Source organism: Citrobacter sp. BDA59-3 (assembly GCF_015167655.1).
Taxonomy (GTDB): domain Bacteria; phylum Pseudomonadota; class Gammaproteobacteria; order Enterobacterales; family Enterobacteriaceae; genus Phytobacter; species Phytobacter diazotrophicus.
On the sequence record NZ_CP063427.1, the window covers coordinates 2078765 to 2097509 of the forward strand.

At 54.9% G+C, this 18745-nt stretch carries 18 protein-coding genes; all 18 read left to right on the forward strand.

Translation table 11 applies throughout. The features are described 5' to 3' along the window. Nucleotides 1-112: 112 nt before the first annotated feature. The 18 genes from IP582_RS09815 to IP582_RS09900 all read left to right on the forward strand — a co-directional run bounded on the left by IP582_RS09815 (nt 113) and on the right by IP582_RS09900 (nt 18741). Nucleotides 113-925 (forward strand): type VI secretion system accessory protein TagJ, encoded by an 813-nt coding sequence (locus IP582_RS09815; protein ID WP_193795789.1) that lies wholly within the window; start codon nt 113-115, stop codon nt 923-925. After that, nucleotides 918-1484: a type VI secretion system baseplate subunit TssE gene (gene tssE / locus IP582_RS09820; RefSeq protein ID WP_193795790.1), complete on the forward strand. Its 567-nt coding sequence runs from the start codon at nt 918-920 to the stop codon at nt 1482-1484. The genes IP582_RS09815 and tssE overlap by 8 nt, the downstream gene beginning before the upstream one ends. Nucleotides 1485-1486: 2 nt before the next feature. After that, nucleotides 1487-3358, forward strand: coding sequence for a type VI secretion system baseplate subunit TssF (tssF, locus tag IP582_RS09825; protein WP_193795791.1), 1872 nt, complete (start codon nt 1487-1489; stop codon nt 3356-3358). After that, nucleotides 3355-4398: a type VI secretion system baseplate subunit TssG gene (tssG, locus tag IP582_RS09830; RefSeq protein ID WP_039079474.1), complete on the forward strand. Its 1044-nt coding sequence runs from the start codon at nt 3355-3357 to the stop codon at nt 4396-4398. Before tssF ends, tssG begins: the two co-directional genes overlap by 4 nt. A gap of 48 nt (nt 4399-4446) precedes the next feature. Beyond that, complete coding sequence (tssH, locus tag IP582_RS09835; protein WP_193795792.1) at nt 4447-7059, forward strand: type VI secretion system ATPase TssH; 2613 nt, start codon at nt 4447-4449, stop codon at nt 7057-7059. Nucleotides 7060-7085: 26 nt separating this feature from the next. After that, nucleotides 7086-8597 (forward strand): serine/threonine-protein kinase, encoded by a 1512-nt coding sequence (locus IP582_RS09840; protein WP_193795793.1) that lies wholly within the window; start codon nt 7086-7088, stop codon nt 8595-8597. Between the two features lie 93 nt (nt 8598-8690). Continuing rightward, nucleotides 8691-9071 carry a DcrB-related protein gene (locus IP582_RS09845; RefSeq protein ID WP_039079471.1) on the forward strand — a complete coding sequence of 127 codons (381 nt, stop codon included), beginning with the start codon at nt 8691-8693 and terminating at the stop codon, nt 9069-9071. Between the two features lie 94 nt (nt 9072-9165). Then, nucleotides 9166-9393 (forward strand): Imm74 family immunity protein, encoded by a 228-nt coding sequence (locus tag IP582_RS09850; protein ID WP_193795794.1) that lies wholly within the window; start codon nt 9166-9168, stop codon nt 9391-9393. Between the two features lie 211 nt (nt 9394-9604). Beyond that, nucleotides 9605-11863 (forward strand): type VI secretion system Vgr family protein, encoded by a 2259-nt coding sequence (locus IP582_RS09855; protein ID WP_193795795.1) that lies wholly within the window; start codon nt 9605-9607, stop codon nt 11861-11863. A gap of 13 nt (nt 11864-11876) precedes the next feature. Beyond that, nucleotides 11877-12263 (forward strand): hypothetical protein, encoded by a 387-nt coding sequence (locus IP582_RS09860; protein WP_193795796.1) that lies wholly within the window; start codon nt 11877-11879, stop codon nt 12261-12263. Between the two features lie 88 nt (nt 12264-12351). Further along, nucleotides 12352-12735, forward strand: coding sequence for a hypothetical protein (locus tag IP582_RS09865; protein ID WP_228007958.1), 384 nt, complete (start codon nt 12352-12354; stop codon nt 12733-12735). A gap of 8 nt (nt 12736-12743) precedes the next feature. Further along, a complete protein-coding gene (locus tag IP582_RS09870; RefSeq protein WP_193795797.1) occupies nt 12744-13124 on the forward strand; it encodes a DUF3592 domain-containing protein in 381 nt (126 codons plus the stop codon). Between the two features lie 148 nt (nt 13125-13272). Further along, nucleotides 13273-13662, forward strand: coding sequence for a hypothetical protein (locus tag IP582_RS09875; protein WP_193795798.1), 390 nt, complete (start codon nt 13273-13275; stop codon nt 13660-13662). Nucleotides 13663-13722: 60 nt separating this feature from the next. Continuing rightward, nucleotides 13723-14115 carry a DUF3592 domain-containing protein gene (locus IP582_RS09880; RefSeq protein WP_071195239.1) on the forward strand — a complete coding sequence of 131 codons (393 nt, stop codon included), beginning with the start codon at nt 13723-13725 and terminating at the stop codon, nt 14113-14115. Between the two features lie 10 nt (nt 14116-14125). Further along, nucleotides 14126-16657 carry a DUF2169 domain-containing protein gene (locus tag IP582_RS09885; protein WP_193795799.1) on the forward strand — a complete coding sequence of 844 codons (2532 nt, stop codon included), beginning with the start codon at nt 14126-14128 and terminating at the stop codon, nt 16655-16657. Continuing rightward, nucleotides 16654-17724, forward strand: coding sequence for a pentapeptide repeat-containing protein (locus tag IP582_RS09890; RefSeq protein WP_193795800.1), 1071 nt, complete (start codon nt 16654-16656; stop codon nt 17722-17724). The genes IP582_RS09885 and IP582_RS09890 overlap by 4 nt, the downstream gene beginning before the upstream one ends. Nucleotides 17725-17733: 9 nt before the next feature. Next, nucleotides 17734-18339: a DUF3540 domain-containing protein gene (locus IP582_RS09895; protein WP_039079464.1), complete on the forward strand. Its 606-nt coding sequence runs from the start codon at nt 17734-17736 to the stop codon at nt 18337-18339. A 9-nt stretch (nt 18340-18348) separates the two neighbouring features. After that, nucleotides 18349-18741 (forward strand): DUF4150 domain-containing protein, encoded by a 393-nt coding sequence (locus IP582_RS09900; protein ID WP_039079463.1) that lies wholly within the window; start codon nt 18349-18351, stop codon nt 18739-18741. The last annotated feature ends 4 nt before the right edge of the window (nt 18742-18745 follow it).

Sequence of the window (18745 nt, forward strand, 5' to 3'; positions counted from 1 at the left end):
CCGCCATCCGGGACGGCCCCCGGTGGCGCGATGCTTACCGGGGCTACCGTACGAGGGTGTTGCGCTGAGCGCAAAAAACACAATTTCATTCGTTTTACACAGAGGAGCGGTGATGAACACACTAGAGCAACAACTCGCGGGAGAATCCCTCCGGGAGAGTCTGGGGCAACTGGAAAACCGCATTCGCACGCAGCCCACCGATGCCGACCTGCGTGCGGCCTTTACGCAAATGCTCTGCCTTGAGGGCAACTGGCCACGCGCCCTGGCACAGCTCAAAAGCTGGCTGGCGCTGACGCCACAGGCGCAGCCGACCATCACCCTGCTTGAACAAACCATCAATGGTGAACGTCAGCGCGCAGAAGTGATGGCCGGACGGGCGCGTCCGGCGATGCCGGACAAGCAATGGCCGTGGCTGGCGACAATGGTTGCCGCCCTCGATCTTTCCGCTACCGAAGCCTGCTCACATCGCATTGGGGCGCTGGAACAGGCCGAGGCCATTCCCGGCGAACTGACCTTACAGGATGGCACCACCCACAGCTTCGACTGGTTGATGGATGGCGACTGCCGCTTTGGCCCGGTCTGCGAGGCCATCGTCAACGGACGCTACTTCTGGCTGCCGTTCAGCGCGATTGAAGAGATGGAGTTTCAAGCCCCGGCGAGCGTCATCGATCTGGTCTGGCGACACACCCGCATTCGTCTGCACGACGGTAGCGAGCAGGTGTGCCAGATCCCGGCGCGCTATCCGCTGGACAATCAGGTTGAAGACCGCTTCTTGCTCTCACGCACCACCGAGTGGCAGCCGCTGCCGGGCGAGGAGCCCCATTACCTGGGGCGCGGCCAAAAAGTGTGGCTTAACGATACGGCGGAATTTCCACTGCTCGATTTAGCCAGCCTGCGTTTTGCCAAAGGCGATGCGCATGAGTAGTCAGCCTCAGGACGACCGCGATCTGCTGCGTAGCGGCTGGCGCGCCAGAACCGGCAAAGAGTCGCCGGGGGCGCGCGACAAAATGCAGCCGTCATTGCTGGACCGCCTGACCGATGACGCGCCGGACAAAAAGCAGGAGCCGCTCAACAGCAATCTGGTCTCGCACAATGCGCTGCGTCGCCACGTACTGCGTGACCTGCAGTGGCTGTTCAACACCATCAATAACGAGGCGCAAAACGATCTCTCAAAACTGAGTTACGTGCGCCGCTCGGTCGCCAATTTTGGCGTGGCGCCACTGGCCGGTCAGCGCATGTCCGACATTGAATGGCAGGATATCCAGCGCAAGCTTACCGACGCGATTTTGCATTTCGAACCGCGTATTTTGCCTCAGGGGCTGATGGTGCGCTGCATCTCCGATACAAAATCGCTGGATCTGCACAACGTCTTATCGATTGAAATCAAAGGCCGCCTGTGGTGCGTGCCGTATCCGTTATCCTTTTTGTTTCGCACCGATGTCGACCTGGAAAATGGCCATTTCGAGTTAAAAGATGTGGGGTAAGCGTGGAGAGTAAATTACTCGAGTATTACAACCGCGAACTGGCCTGGCTGCGGGAAATGGGTCAGGAGTTTGCGGGCCGCTATCCGAAAGTGGCGGGGCGGCTGGGAATGCAGGGCATGGACGTCGCCGACCCGTATGTCGAGCGTCTGATGGAAGGGTTCGCCTTTTTGACCTCCCGCGTGCAGCTCAAGATGGACGCCGAATTTCCCCGGTTCTCTCAGCGTCTGCTGGAGATGATCGCGCCAAACTACCTTGCGCCCACCCCGTCAATGGCGATTGCCGAACTGCAACCTGACCCGGCAAAAGGCGATTTAAGTAAAGGCTTTGTGGTGCCGCGCGGCACCATGATGGACAGCCAGACGCTCAAGAAAAATGGCGTCACCTGCAGTTACACCACCGCACATGATGTGACGTTACTGCCGCTGAGCATTAGCGCCGTCGAACTGGGCGGCGTACCCGCCGACCTGCCGCTGCTGCGTATCGGCCTCGGCCAGAGCGGGGCGGTCAGCGCACTGCGGATCCGGCTGCGCTGTGACGGTCCGGTGAAACTCTCACACCTCGATTTTGACCGCGTGGAGTTCTTTTTAAGCGGCCCGGATATGCAGGCATTGCAACTGCTGGAGCTGCTGATGGCGCACCAGGTCGGGGCGCTGGCGCTGATTCCCGGTACCTCAACCGCGCCGCTGGTTCTGCCGGAAGACGCACTACGTCAGGAAGGGTTCGAGTCCGACCAGGCGCTGTTGCCGGACGACTTACGTAACTTTGACGGTTACCGTCTGCTACAAGAGTATTTTGCTTTTCCGTCGCGCTTCCTCTTTTTCAGCCTGAAAGGGCTGCGTCCACTGCTGGCGCAGAGCGGTGATGCCACCACCTTTGACATCATCATCCTGCTGGATAAAGCCGATGATCAGCTTGAGCGCGTGGTGGATAAAAACCATCTGGCGCTGCACTGCACCCCGGTGGTGAACCTGTTCGCCAAAGTGGCGGAACGGCAAAAACTGAGCGACAGCCAGCACGAATACCATCTGGTGGTCGATAACATTCGTCCGATGGATTACGAGATTTACGCCGTTACCCGTATTCACGCCAGCGTTGACGGGCAACGTGATGATCAAGAGTTTCGTCCGTTCTGGCGCAGCCAGAGCCAGGATAACGGCAACTACGGCGCCTACTTTTCACTGCGCCGCGAACAGCGCGGCCTGTCCGAACATGCCCAGCGATACGGTACGCGTACCGGGTATATCGGCTCGGAGGTGTTTGCCTCGCTGGTGGATGAACAGCACGCGCCCTGGCGCGATGAGCTGCGTTACATCACCGCCGAAGTGCTCTGTACCAGTCGCGACCTGCCGCTGATGCTCCAGCAGGAGATGGGCAAATTTGTGCTGCCGGACTCACTGCCGGTTAAAAATCCGCATCTGCGCAAAGGGCCAACGCCACCGCGTCCGGCGCTGGCGGAAGGGTTCAGTACCTGGCAACTGGTGAGCCAGCTACAGATGAATTACCTGAGCCTGATGGACGGCGAAGAAGGGCAAGGGGCGGCGGCGCTTCGCCAATTGCTGGGTCTCTACACCCGGCTGGCGGAAGCTCCGGTGGCCAGACAAATTGACGGCGTGCGCAAATGCGTGTTGCAGCCGGTACACCGCCGGGTACCGGAGCCGGGGCCGATTGTCTTTGCCCGTGGCGTGAGTATCTCGCTGACGGTGGACGAACAGGCGTTTTCCGGTTTTAGCCCGTGGCTGTTCGGGAGCGTACTGGAGCGTGTCTTTGCCCGGCTCGTGGCAATGAACAGCTTTACCGAGTTCACGCTCTACAGCCAGCAGCGCGGTGAGGTGGGCTACTGGCCACCGCGGATGGGCAAAAGGGCGCTGATATGAGCGAAACGCTGACCCGTCTTTCGCCTGTGACGCGGGCAACCGCCATGCCGCCGTCGTTCTGGCAGAACGTGATGGCGGCACCCTGGCGTTACGATCTGTTCACCCTGTTGCGCCGTGTTGATGCTCAGGGCGGCGAGCGTTATCCGCTGGGGCGCGCGCCGCTACCGCGCTTTGAACCTCTGCGTATTGGTCAGAAACCGTCGCTCGGTTTTGCCCCTTCGACCCTGGCAGAGGTGCGTCAGCGTGACCAGTCATCTCTGTATGATGTGTCGATTTTAAGTTTTGGTCTGTTCGGGCCGAACGGACCGCTGCCGCTGCACCTGACTGAGTATGCGCGCGAGCGGCTGGATCATCATCAGGATGAGAGCCTGACGGCGTTTGCCGACCTGTTTCATCACCGCCTGACGCTGTTGTTTTATCGCGCCTGGGCCGATGCGCAACCGACGGTTTCACTGGACCGCCCGGACAACAAACGCTTCGAGCGGTATATCGCTTCGCTTATCGGCATGGGGCAGCCGGGGCAACTGGAAAAGGGGTCTCTTAGCCCGCATGCCCGTTTCGCCCTGGCCGGACATTTAACGCGTAATGGCCGTGACCCGGAAGGGCTGGAGAAGATCCTGCGTGCCTACTTCAACGTGCCGGTGAAGGTGGTGGCGAATGTTCCACAATGGATGCCTCTGGGTGAGCGAGAAAGAGCGCGGTTACAGGGCGGGCGTCGTGCGCCGCGTCTGGGGGAATCGGCCTTTCTGGGGGCGGCGGTACGCGATGTCGCCCATAACTTTCGCATCGAGCTGGGGCCGCTGGATGCTGAAACCTACCGCCATTTTCTGCCCGGAGAGGCCTGGGTGACCCGGCTTCGCGACTGGGTTCGTCAGTATCTCGGCATTGAGTATCAATGGTCCCTGCGCGTGTTGTTACAGAGTCAGGATGTGAACGGCGCGGCGCTGGGCGGCTCAGGGCGCCTGGGCTACAGCGCCTGGCTGGGTATGCAGCCGCAGCCGCTTGCTCGCGGTGATTTGGTTTTCAGTCCGGAGCGGTGATCCCTCACCGTCTCCCAGGCGTTATCTCTTACATTCACGGAATCGATCATGTCAGAAATTAGCCGTGCCGTGCTCTTCGGCAAACTGGATACGCTGTTATTTTCCTCGCTGGAAAGCGCCACCGCCTTTTGCAAACTGCGCGGTAATCCGTATGTGGAACTGGTTCACTGGCTGCATGCGTTAATGCAACAAGACCAGGGTGATCTTCAGCAGGTGATTCGTCATTTTTCATTGAGCGAGGAAGCCTTAACGAAGGATATCGTCCACGCGCTGGATAGTCTGCCACGCGGTGCAAGCTCCGTCTCCGATCTGTCTGAGCATATTGATAACGCGGTCGAACGCGCCTGGGTCTACGGTTCGTTGAAATTTGGCGTCAACCGCATTCGCGGCGGCCACCTGCTGATTGGCTTATTAAAAACCTGGAGCCTGGCAACGGTCTTAAAAGGTATCTCGTCGCAGTTTGAACGGGTGCGCGTTGACGCGTTGCTCGATGATTTTGACGCCATTTTTGCCGACAGCAAAGAAGCCGCGCAGTCTGTTGCTGTGCCGGAAAACGCGGCCGCCGCACCCGCACGTCAGGGGAGCCTGGCGCAGTACGGGCAGGATCTCACCGCACGGGCGCGTGACGGCAAAATCGACCCGGTGGTCGGGCGTGATGAGGAGATCCGCCAGATGGTGGATATCCTGATGCGCCGCCGTCAGAACAACCCGCTGCTCACCGGTGAAGCCGGGGTCGGTAAAACGGCGGTGGTGGAAGGGCTGGCGCTGCGCATTGCCGCAGGCGATGTGCCGGAACCGCTGCGTGATGTGCAGTTGTGGTTGCTGGATATCGGCATGTTGCAGGCCGGCGCGAGCATGAAAGGGGAGTTTGAGGCCCGTCTGCAGGCGCTGATCAACGAAGTGCAGTCCAGCCCGGTGCCGATCATGCTGTTTATTGATGAGATCCACACCCTGATTGGCGCGGGTGGCCAGCAAGGAACAGGCGATGCCGCTAACCTGCTCAAACCGGCGCTGGCGCGCGGCCAGTTGCGTACTATTGGCGCAACGACCTGGGCTGAGTACAAAAAATACATCGAAAAAGACCCGGCGCTGACCCGTCGCTTCCAGACGGTACAAGTGGCCGAGCCGGATGAAGAAAAAGCGGTACTGATGCTGCGCAGCACCGTCTCAGCGCTGGAAACACACCATCGGGTGCTGCTGTTAGATGAAGCGGTGGTCGCGGCGGTGAAGCTATCCCATCGTTATATTCCGGCGCGCCAGTTGCCCGATAAAGCCGTGGCGCTGCTCGATACCGCCTGTGCGCGTGTCGCGGTGAGCCTCAGCGCGCCGCCGCCGCAACTGGAAGATTGCCTGCATCGCATTGCCGGGCTGGATGTGGAGATAGAGATCGCCGGGCGCGAGGCGCGAATGGCGGCCGGTGACGAAAGCCGCGTGGCAACGCTACAGGCCGAACGCGAGCGTCTTGGTGAGATGCGTGATGCCCTGACCCGGCGCTGGCAGCAGGAGCAGGGGCACGTGGATGAAATTATCCGCCTGCGTCGTGCGCTCAGCCAGGCGGCGGAGGAGGAACACCCGGCGCTGCGCAATGAACTGGAACATCAGCAGCAGGCGCTACGCGAGGTTCAGGGGGATGCGCCGCTGTTGTTTGCCGCCGTTGATGCCAATATCGTTGCGGCGGTGGTCTCCGACTGGACCGGCATCCCGCTGGGCCGGATGGTGAAAAATGAAATCGATGCGGTACTGAAACTGGCGGATACCCTCAATGAGCGGGTCATTGGTCAACGCCACGGTCTGGAGGCCATAGCCCGCCGGGTGCGCACCTCCCGCGCACGGCTGGATGATCCGAATAAACCGGTTGGCGTGTTTATGTTGTGCGGTCCTTCTGGAGTCGGGAAAACCGAAACCGCACTGGCGCTGGCGGAGTCGCTTTACGGTGGTGAACAGAATGTCATCACCATTAATATGAGTGAATTCCAGGAGGCGCATACCGTCTCCACCCTGAAAGGCGCGCCTCCGGGCTATGTGGGTTACGGTGAAGGGGGCGTGCTAACCGAAGCGGTGCGCCGTCGTCCGTATAGCGTGGTGCTGCTTGATGAAATCGAAAAAGCGCACCCGGATGTCCATGAAATCTTCTTCCAGGTATTTGATAAAGGCTGGATGGAAGATGGCGAAGGGCGACATATCGATTTTCGTAACACCATTATTATCCTGACGTCGAATGTGGGGACTGAACTGATCAGCGGTATGTGCGCCGACCCGGAACTGTTGCCGGATCCCGACGCGCTGCGTGATGCGCTGCGTCCTCCGTTACTTAAAGTTTTTCCCCCTGCGCTATTAGGCCGTCTGCTGGTGGTGCCGTATTACCCCTTAAGCGAAGCGATGCTCGCATTGATCGTGCGTCTGCAAATCAAGCGCATCCAGCGTCGTCTTGAGGAGAACCATGGCATTGTCTCTGAGGTGGATGAAAGCGTCATCACGCAAATCGTCCAGCGCTGTACGGAGGTTGAATCGGGCGGTCGCATGGTCGATGCGATTCTGACCAATACGCTGTTGCCTCAAATGAGTCAGCTTTTGCTTGACGCCAGCGCGCGCGACGAGAAGTACCGACGTTTACACGTTACCTTTGCACAGGGCGAGTTTCACTGTCAGTTTGCGGCGTAATGCCATTATCAAGAGAGTTTTCCATTATGACGGATCACGAAAACAACCGGACTGTACCGAACGCACTGCCGACGGGATACCGCTTTAATGAGTTCGAAATCAAAGAGGTGATTGGCGGTGGCGGTTTCGGCATTGTCTACCGTGCCTGGGATCATCAGCTCGAACGCACTATAGCCATTAAAGAGTTCATGCCCTCAACGCTTGCGGTACGCAATGACGACATGACGCTGGTGTTGCGTAGCGAGCGCTTTGGTAAGGCCTTTTCCGCCGGACTGAACAGCTTTATTCAGGAAGCGCGTCTGCTGGCGCGTTTTAATCACCCGAACCTGCTGCACGTGTTGCGTTTCTGGGTGCAAAACGACACCGCCTATATGGGGACGGTCTTTTACAGCGGCACCACGCTCTCCCGTTTGCGCGAAAAGAATCCGCAGATGATCAACGAAGCGTGGATCCGCCGCACGCTGCCGATGCTGCTTGGGGCAATTAAAACCATCCACGACGAAGGCTATCTGCACCGCGATATCTCGCTGGATAACATCCAGATTCAGGATAACGGTCTGCCCGTCCTGCTGGATTTCGGCTCTGCCCGCCGCAGTATTGGCTCGGTCTCCGACGAGACCGAAACCATGCTGCGCCCAGGCTATGCGCCGATTGAGCAATACACTGACGATAACGAAAGCGAGCAGGGACCGTGGACAGATATCTATGCCCTGGGTGCCGTACTCCATACGCTGATTGTGGGCTCACCGCCGCCGGTGAGTGTGGTGCGCAGCATTCAGGATGGTTATCAGCCGCTGGCCCATCGTCATCTGCCCGGTTACTCCCCGTCCTTGCTGCAGGCGGTGGACAAGGCGCTGGCGCTGAAAATGGAAGACCGTCCGCAGACTATCGATGAATTTGCGGCGCTGATCGAAATGCCGGTCGCCGGACTCGACGATGTGCTGAACGTGAAAAAGCCGGGCACCATGCTGGTTCCCATTGAAGAGGTTGAAACCAAACCTGGCGTACTGGACTGGCGGCGTTACAAAGTGCCAGGCCTGGTGGCGGCTGGCGTGCTGGTTGGCCTGATCGCCGGTGGCGTGCTGTTCCATCAGGGCAATGCGCCGCAGGAGAATGCGAATCAGACGGCAAGCACCGGTCCTGCCGATACCCCCGTCGCGCCAGCCACACCGGCCGCTCCGCCTGCGCAAAACAGTGCGCCGGTTTCGACGCCGCCAGCAGCTACGTCCACCTCCGCAGCGCCAGCACGTGATACGGCGCCGACTGCCCCGGCACAAACCGCGCCTGTGGCGGCGGATAAACCCGCTGCAACCACGCCGCCTGCGGCGATTGCACAGGTCTATGTGCGCATGAATGAGGGAGAAAAACTGACCCTCAACGGGGAATCGCAGTCGATAACACCTGCCAGCAATGGTTTCGCGACCCTGAAACTGCAACCGGGCCAGTATGCGCTGGTGTTGCAGGGTAACGGTCAGACCCGTCACCAGACGTTAAATATCACCAGTGCCGGTACCTGGCTGGTAAATCCGCAACCGTAATCTCTTCGCTGCCGGTGCGCAATATCGCTCCGGCAGTCTATCGGTTGCATAAAAATAAATGTGGCAATGCCCTATACAGCCAAAGACCGAACTATGAATGCATTTACACACACTGTTGATGGTGGCAATGAATTTACGTTTGTCGTGTCTCGCGCCAGTGCAAATGCCGACGATAAAGTACATGCTGTCGCCGCCAGAACGCTTCGCGAACTAAAAGATACGCTGACCGATTTTTATCTTGAGTCGACGCAAATGTTGACGGTTGATGGCTACCCGGCCGTTGAGCTTTTCTATCAGTTCAAAAATGATAATCGCGTTATCTTCCAGCGTCAGACCATTATTTTACTGGACGCAGCGCCAGCCGGAAAAAAACTGGTGAGCTATGTGGCGACCTGTCCGGGGGAATTTAACGAACGTCATCAGCAGCAATATCAGGAAATTATTCAGAGTATTAAGTTTCATCGTGGGAAGTAGATCATGCTGCACTTTACCGTGCTTTTTTGCGCCAAAGCAGAGGAACACGTGGTGTGACTTAGCCAGAATATTTGAACGGCAAAGTAACCTGATAATGAAAATTACTGGCACGAGCGCTTATATTATTTTGGATATTGATGGCTGGAAAATTAAAGCACAAGGTGAGAGGGTTATCGGCGGTTTTTATGCTTTGATGAAAAGCATGCAGCAGTTTGAACCGCCGCATGAAAAAACACCGCTCACTGATGAAATAAAACAGAAGTATATCGATGAGGCGATGGCAAAAACAGCAGGTTCACATAGGGTGATCCATTTCGTTTAATTGCTGTTTTGCTAAACTGCATATTGCCAGGAATTTTCTGAAAAGAAAAGACTGCCCCCCTTCCTCGATATCAATGAATAGAGAAAACGGACGTGATTGCCCGTTTTTGTAATATCCTCACTGACTGCTGGTTGATTATATTTGTCGTTCGGGCACGATAATTTAATGATTGCACCTGGTTCTTCATGATTTTTGTAACGGAATTAACCTTATGCTCAATCGTATTACCGTACAGCTCCCCGTAGACGGGCTATTGTTCTGGAAACTGTCAGGGCGTGAAGCGCTGTCAGAACCTTATGCACTTGGCCTTACATTGCTGGGCACCGATGCGCGCATAGACCGCAGCCAGTTGCTGGGCAAATCCGTCACCGTGACTGTCCCGACCCAGGATATGACATCGCCGCGCTACTTTAACGGCAAAGTGACCCGTGTGGCGGTGAGCGCCGTGGAGTTGTCCGGCACTCGCTACGCGGTCTATCAGCTCAGTGTTGAATCCGACTTATGGCCAATGCAGCGCGACCGTAACCTGCGTATTTTCCAGGGGCAGACGGTACCGCAAATCGTCAAAACGCTGCTCTCTGAAAGCAAGGTTAACGTTGAAGACAAACTGAGCGAGAGTTACCGCGTCTGGGATTACTGCGTACAGTATCAGGAGAGCAGCTTCGACTTTATCAGCCGCCTGATGGAACTGGAGGGCATCAGCTACTTCTTCCGCCACGAATCCGGGCGCCACGTCATGGTGTTGACCGATGCCGCCAGCCAGCATCAGCCGTTTGCCGGTTACGAAACCATTCCTTATCACGTGACACCGTCCGGCGGCAGTACCGACGAAGAGGGGATCAGCCAGTGGGCGTTAACGGACAGCGTGACGCCGGGGATCTACAGCCTGGACGATTATGATTTCCGTAAGCCGAATGCCTGGTTGTTTCAGGCGCGCCAGAATCCAAACTCGCCAGAGCCCGGCAGCATTAACGTTTATGACTGGCCGGGGCGCTTTGTTGATCATGGACACGGTGAATTTTATGCCCGCATTCATCAGGAACGCTGGCAGGTTGAGCACCAGCAGATACAGGGCAGCGCCACCGCGCTGGGCATCACCCCAGGGCATACTTTTACCCTCTATAACGCCCCCTTTTTCAGCGATAACGCGGAATACCTGACCACCGAAGCTAACTACTGGCTGGAAGAGAATGCCTACGCCAGCGGCGGGAGCTCGCAAACAATGCACCGCATTGATTTCACCGTCATTCCTTCTACTGTCACGTACCGTCCGGCGCAAAAAACGGCCTGGCCGCGTACCTATGGGCCACAGACCGCAAAAGTCGTCGGTCCGCAGGGAGAGAGCATCTGGACCGATCGCTATGGCCGGGTGAAAGTGAAGTTTCACTGGGACAGGCAGGCAAAAGGCGACGATACCAGCTCCTGCTGGGTACGTGTTTCCAGCGCCTGGGCAGGGCAAGGCTTTGGCGGTGTGCAGATCCCGCGTGTTGGTGATGAAGTGGTGGTCGACTTTATTAACGGTGACCCCGACAGGCCGATTATCACCGGGCGTGTTTATAACGAAGCCAGTATGCCGCCGTGGGACCTGCCTGGTGATGCCACCCGGATGGGCTTTATGACCCGTAGTAAAGATGGCAGCGTCGATAATGCCAGCTTCCTGTTTTTTGAAGACAGTCCGGGTAATGAATCGGTGCAGATGCATTCCGAGAAAGACATGATGGTGTCGGTCGAGAATGATCAGACGGTCAATATCGACGGTAACCGGACGACGACGATCAAAAAGACGCAGACGGATGAAGTCCGGCAGGATGCAACTTTTTATTACAAAGCGAAGCGTACAACTACTGTGGATGATGTTGAAGCGAAAAGCTTTAATAACAGTGAAATCACGAGCATTAAGAATGGCCGCAAGCTTACGATTGAGAATGACGGTGATGAGAGTTCAATTACTGGCGACAGGAAACTTATACTCAATGGTAACAACAGCAGGGAAATCAGCGGAAATGATACAACTCATATAAAGGGAATGCATGATAAGACTATCGATTCCGGTGAGAGGATTACTATTACCTCGGGTGGACAAAATCAAACAATAAGCGATAACGTTAAAGTAGATATTAACGGAGAATGGTCGCAGACCGTTACTGGTCAGATTGTCATTAAATCGCCACAACAAATCACCATAAAGAGCGATACCAAAGTGTTTATCGACTCTCCAGTTTTTGAACGTAATGATGTCCAAAAAACAAGCTTCGCTCAGGATGCGATGGATTATCTGGTAAAGCAATTTACAATCTCTCTTGGTACGGTAGCGTTAAAAGCAGGCAGTTATGCTTTCACTGGTGTCGATGTGTCGCATAAAGGTTTTACATTTGGGCGGACGATAGTCAATGCTCAACGGGTTGAGGCCGCTCGTGTGGATAGTGGAAGCCTAAAAACAGCGCTGTTCGCTCTCTATATGGTTATGTAATAAAGGAAAATTTATGTCGCTTTTTAATATCGTTAATGTTGTGGTGACACTCTCATTGATGGCGTTCATATGGCATCTTGCCCATCGAGTAGTCCGCAATTCTCAACAGCGTGAAGAGATCGTTCTTGAACGAGGTCGCGATGTTAATGTCACCATCTTGTCCATGAAGCAGAATGGTTTGTTTATAAATAATAATCCTGTTATTGATATGTCTCTGAGAATTGAAGAGCCTGCAAATAAGAAAAGCTGGTTGGTTGAAAATCATCAGGAAACGGCTTATGTCATCGCTGTCGGTTCCTACCAGGTTGGCAATGTGTATCAGGGGAAATTTGATGACAAAACAAATAAGATCATTTTGGTTAAGGATGCCAGCGGTAAGCCTTTACTGGCTGCTCCTTAAACGCTATCTATGTAATTTTTCTAATAATATATACCAGATCTTAAAGATAATAATGACTGGCACTTAATATTTAATATTACCTAACATCATGAATTTTTTATCTGAACATTCAAACTCAATAGCGCTGGGCGTGATACTGGTTTTTATTTTTATCTGCCTTAAGGGATTGAAGGGGCAAAAAGAAGATGTTACAGAAATAAAATACTGGTTATCGAGAGATAAATGGCAGGGTGAGGTGACGACGGCAACATTGCGCGAGTGGAAACAGACTTACACTACGCATAATTTTGATTATTTCTTTATTGTTACCTTTGATGCAAATCTGGAGGGTGGGGTGAAACAATATAAAGCGGCTGCCGCTCTAAAAGTATCTGAAATCCCCCAGCTTAAAAAAGGGATGCCCATTGTGATTAAATATCAGGGTGTTCCGCCACAGAAAATAGCAGTACTGAGCATGCAAGCTGAGCATTGATGATAAATATGAGATATGTTACAGATGTCATTGTATTCGCCGTCCTGACTTTTTTTGCCTATGTTATTGTGTCTTTGCTTATCAGGGATATCAGGAATGCAAAATTAAAATCGCATATCCGCAAGAATGGCGTGCTTGCACAGGCTGAAATTTTGAATGTTGAAGCCTACACTGGAAAAATTTCAGATTATACAAATATTAAACTACATTATAAGTTTACCACTGATGAGGGTGTTGATATCGTTGGAACAGGAAGTGCGGTTATTTATACTTCTGATTTAAGACAATATCAAATAGGGAAGTTTTTTGATGTTACGTACAATAAAGATAATCCGTCTCAAGTTGTTATGGAAATAGAGAATGCATCTTTAAAACGTCGGCGGCGATGATTTTAATAAAATTATTGGTTGCAAAGGCACTGAAAGGGTTCCTGGCGTACAGCCTGGCCCTTGAGATGAAAATAAAGAAAACATCTGGCTGCATGCGATTGTAAATCAATAAAATGGTAAATTGGTTGGCCATTAAAATAAAATTCATATGAACATTCTTATCAATGTTATGAGTGACCCTTTCTTTATTTCTGGATTGATTATCACCCTTGCGGGACTGTGGTCTGCCGTTGCTTTTTTTAAGCAGTATGGGGTACAAGCGCGGTTATTGCGAGACTGGGTATCACGCGAAGAATGGGCCGGGAAAACCATTCATGTTCCTCTGGAGTCCTGGCAGCGTACCGGTACGAAGCGTGGCGAGTATTATCTTTACGAATGCTATTTCTTTGCGGATTTCTCTAAAAAGAGAAAGAAATACCGTGCCAGGGCCGCTGTTAAACCCAATGATATTCATAAACTGAAAAAAGGGTTAACCCTGACGGTAAAATACAGTGATGACAAACTGCCACGGATTGCAGTAATGAACGTGTTTGACTAAGCTTTTCTGGCTGCGTTTTTTCTGGAAATAACTCTGCGTATACACGAAAGGTCCAAATTAATGGAATTTTTTGACACTTACTGGTATCTGCTGCCCATTGGGATATTTTCAGCCGTCTTTTATATTATCTACCTTAGCTTGCGCGATAACCTTATTGTTTATATTAAAGACTCCTTTAGGCAAGCATCAGTGCTTAAAACCGGTATTGGTGCCAATGCGGATATTATTGTCGCCAGGCAAACGGGGATGTGGGATGCAGAAAACCCTGTCTATTTACTGACGGTGAACTTTAAAACCCGTGAGGGGCAGGAAGTACAGGCAAGCTTCTATACATCTATGAACTTTGAAGAGAGAGAACGCTTTAAAGCCGGTAATGGCACCACCATCAAATATGACCCCAAAGACCCGAAAAGAATTGCGTTATACGATCGGCCACTCATCTTAGGCGAATAAGGTATTACGGATGAAGATTATTAAACCTTTGCGCCTGAGCGTGCTCCATCGCCCTTTCCGCTGGCAGGGTAAAAACCATCTTGGCGTGTCGGTGATGGCGCTGACCGATATGGGGGAGGCCCCAACACTGCGTCCGGAGATGGAGCTCTGGCAGCTTGCCGCCAGTGAACTGCAAACCAGCGGTGGCGTTATTGATATGGCGATGCCGAAAACCCGTGCAGAATTCCTGGCCACCGGCTATGCCTATACTCACCACCAGCAGGAAAAAACGGCGGTGATGACGCGGGTGGATATCGACAATCTCAGTAAATCACTGGTGGTGTTTGGCGACCGTTTCTGGTCGGGCAGCAAAATGACCCCACCGCAGCCTTTTGGCGACATGCGTCTGGACTGGACGCGCGCCTGGGGCGGTGCAGGCTGTGAAGAAAACCCGCATGGGGTGGGGGTTTGCCCGGAAAATCATCAGGGACAAAGCCTCCACCGCCTGCCGAACATTGAGCCCCTCCACGGGCGCATGACCTCGCCAAAACAGAGGCCGGAGCCTGCGAGCTTTGGGCCGCTTGATCTCTCCTGGCCGCGTCGCTTTCGCCGGATGGGCAAAAACTATGACGCCGGTTGGTTGCAGAACGATTTTCCCGGCTTTGCCCGCGACATCGACTGGACGGTATTTAATGCCGCCAGCCCCGATCAGTGGTGGGACAGAGACACCCTGCCGGAACAGGCGTCGTGGCGTATCTGGAACATGCACCCGCAAAAACCTGTGCAGGAAGGTACATTGCCACCCTGGCACGCGCGCTGTTTTATCAGCCGCTTGCGCCAGGAAGAGACCCTGTTTGAAGAGATAACCCTGCGCGCAACCACCGTCTGGTTTTTCCCGCATCTGGAGCAAATGGTGCTTATCTGGCAGGGGCATATCCGCATTAATGAAGACGACGCGGCGGATGTTTTGCACTTAATGCCCGCGCTCGAAAAAAACGGTGCCGGGCGTTCGCTCAACCACTATCGCAAAGTACTCAGCCAGCGCCTGGATAAAGAAAAAGGGGCGTTGTTCGCGTTTCGGGAAAAGGATCTGCTGCCGGAATCGCTTATCGGCCCGTGGCTTGACAGTGAGGTGCAGCAGACGCCGAGCCCGATGCGCGACAACATAAAGAATCGCGAAAAACTGCTGCGCGAACAGTACCGGGAAAGGCTGGAAGCAAACGGGCGCGACATTGGCGATCTGCTCGACAACATCGAAGAGCCTGAGATGCCTGCCCTCGATGAATTGCCTGAGTTTATGGAAAAAATGGAGCGTCAGGCGCAGCAGATACAGGCCGATGCGGAGCAGCGCAAACGCGAAATGGAAGCGAAATATCCGCACAGGGATGACCAAATGCCGCGCGGGCCGGAATCACTGCATCGCATGCAGGAAATGCTTCACCGCAACAGCGACCTGATGAGTGAGAAAAAGCGCCAGCAGGCGAGCGAGGCGCTGCATCAGATGTATCTGGCGGCTGTGGCCCAACAGCCCCCCGCCGTACGCCTGACGGGTGACCTTGCACAGATCATCCGCCAGCGTGCCGGGCGTACATTCGCGCAAGGGGGTGATTTTAGCGGTATGGATCTCACCGGCGCTGACTTTTCCGGTATGGATCTCAGTGGCGCGAATTTCACAAAGGCGCTGCTGGAATGTGCTGATTTCCGCAACAGCAAACTGGATGACGCCTGTTTTGCCGGGGCGATGCTTGCCCGTACGCAATTTGGGCGCGCCTCATTACAACGATGTGATTTTACCGGGGCAAGCCTGGCGCTTGCTCAGTGTCAGGAGAGTGATTTTAGCGGTGCACGCTTTAAAGAGACGCAGACACAAAATGCCTTATTCGAGGCGTGCATCTTCGATAACGCCAGCCTGGATGGACTGCTGTTACGCGAAACCGGGCTGAGCCGCTGTCGTTTCCACCACGCCTCGCTGGACGGCTGCATTTTTATGGAACTCACCCTGGCCGAACCCGATTTTCACGGTGCGCGGCTGCATAAATGCGCGTTTATGCAATCGGTGCTGGTGGCCGCAGTGTTTAGCGAAGCGCGGCTGGATAGCTGCTCCTTTGTCCAGACTCAGGCGGAACAGGCAAGTTTTGCCGGGGCCACTTTAATCGCTACCGCGATAGCGGCCGAAAGTACTTTAGCGGGTGCCGACTTCCGCCAGGCTTCGCTCATCCAGTGCAACCTGCGTCAGACGCCGCTCGCCGGCGCGCAATTCAGCCTGGCGAAGCTGGAGAATTGCGATCTCAGCGAAGCGGATTGCCGCGCCAGCCACTTTGGTCAGGCAAACCTGATGGGAAGCCTGTTTGTGCGCACTGATTTTCGCGATACCGATTTCACCGATGCCAACCTGATGGGGGCGTTGCTGCAAAAAAGTCAGCTTGGCGGGGCCAATTTTAGCGGGGCGAATCTTTTTCGCGCCGATCTCTCGCAGGCGTTCATTAGCGATACCACCCGCCTTGATGGGGCATGGACGAAACGCATCAAAACGCTGCCGAAGCGCGATGGAGAAGTGATATGACGATGCTCACCGCAGCACAATTGCAACAGCGGGTGAAAGGCGGCGAGCCGATCAGCGAAATCTCCCTCGACGGGCTGGATTTGCAGGGCTGCGATCTCTCCGGCGGTATTTTTCAGGAGGTCTCGCTGGAGGGGGTAAACCTGCAAGGGGCCAATTTGCAGGAAACGGCGTTCACCGAATGTGCGTTAAACGGAGTAAACCTGCGGGGAGCCCGGTTAACCCAGACGGTGTTTAATCAGTGCGAAATGGCGAACCTGCGGGTGGAGGAAACGCCACTTGATGGATGTATCTTCAACGACTGCACGCTGACGGGTAGCCATTTTACGGGCTGCTCGCTACAGACCGTGCAATTTATGCACTGCGCGCTGGCGGACAGCCACTTTGATCGGGCAATACCTGAACGCAGCGTCTTTTTTGAATCACCGCTGGCTCACGCCCGCTTTGCCGGGTGCCGTTTTCTGCTGACCACCTTTTATGGCATTGATCTGCGTACAACGGTGCTTGAGGGCAGTCAGTTTGAACGGGTGGTCTTTTTCGACTGCGATCAGCGCGGGAAAGATTACGCCCGGCACGGCTTTACCGGCTGCCAGTTTACCGACAACCAGTTAGACGGCGCGGATTTTAGCGGCGCGCAGCTTACCCAGTGCAATTTTAAGGGGGCGTCGTTACAGACCGCGCGGTTAAACCAGGTCAATGCAACTCAGGCGCTGTTTATGGAAGCGAATCTGCGCGGCGCGCAGTGTCGTGGCAGCCTCTTTGATCAAGCTATTTTCGTGGGCGCCACGCTCGAACAGGCCGATTTCAGCGAGAGTCGCCTGTTTCAAAGTATCCTGCAGCAGGTGAATGCTGTCGGTGTGCGTTTTACCCTTTGTGACCTGACCTATAGCGATTTTACCGGCGCCGACCTGCGTCTGGCCGACCTGCGCGGTGCGACCTTTTCCCGCACCCGGATGCATCGGGCAAATCAGGAGAATGCCCGGTTTAGCGGGCGTCAGGGCATTCTCGAATATGACGAAGAATTATTGGCTGCTGAGGCCTGGAGCCTGCAGCGCCAGAGCCGCCGTTGAGGAGAGATAATGAGTAAAGTCAACCATCTGATGGCCCAACCCATACTGCCGCCCGTACAGGCATCGGCGGTTGTGACCCACTGCTTTGCTGACGGCAGCCTGACGGTAGAAAGCGAAGGACGCGGCTGGCATTGTCGCCGGGCTGCGAGTTGTGTTATCGCACCGCAGACGGGCGACACGGTACTGATTGCCAGCGTAGAGCGCCAAATCTGGCTGCTGGCGGTACTGGAACGGGCCAACCCGCAGGTTGCGGAGCTCAGCGTGCCGGGCGATTTGCATATTCGTAGCGCAGGGGAGCTAAGCCTGAGTAGCGAGGCGCTCCGTGTCACAGCCGGGCAGGGTGACTGCCATATCGACGAGATGAAATACAGCGGCGAGAAACTCTCGGCGTGGGTCAGCCTGTCGCGCGTTGTCGGCAAGCGGGCAGAGTCTGTCTGGCAGACCGTCACCCAAATCAGCCACAGTCTGTTTCGCACGACCAGACAGACCGAGCAGGTTCGCGCCGGGCAACTGGACATGAAGGCTGAGGATTATGCGCGCCTGCATGCTCACAACACGGTGATCACGTCCAAAGCGATCACCAAAGTCGATTCTGAACAGATTCATATGGGATAAGGAACCGCCATGTTTGCGAACTGCCAGCTTTTCGGGGTTGATTTGGCCTTTCCGGATGTCTGCCTGACGCCCATGCCAGCCCCTACGCCCATTCCCTATCCGGATATTGCGCTGGGGCCGACGGCAATCCCTAATGCGATGAATATCCTGTTTATGGGGATGCCAGCCCACAATATGGCGACCATCACGCCACTGACCAACGGCGATAACCCCGGCGTGGCAACAGGCGTGGCCTCTGGTACGGTGATGGGGCCATCCCGGCATTTAACCGGTGCGTTTACCGTGCTGCTAAAAGGCACTCCCGCCACGCGATTGACCAGCGTGAGCCTGCAAAACTCCACCAATGCGATTGGTATGCGTATCGTGCCGAGCCAGTTCAAAGTGCTGATGCTTGCTCCGTAATAAC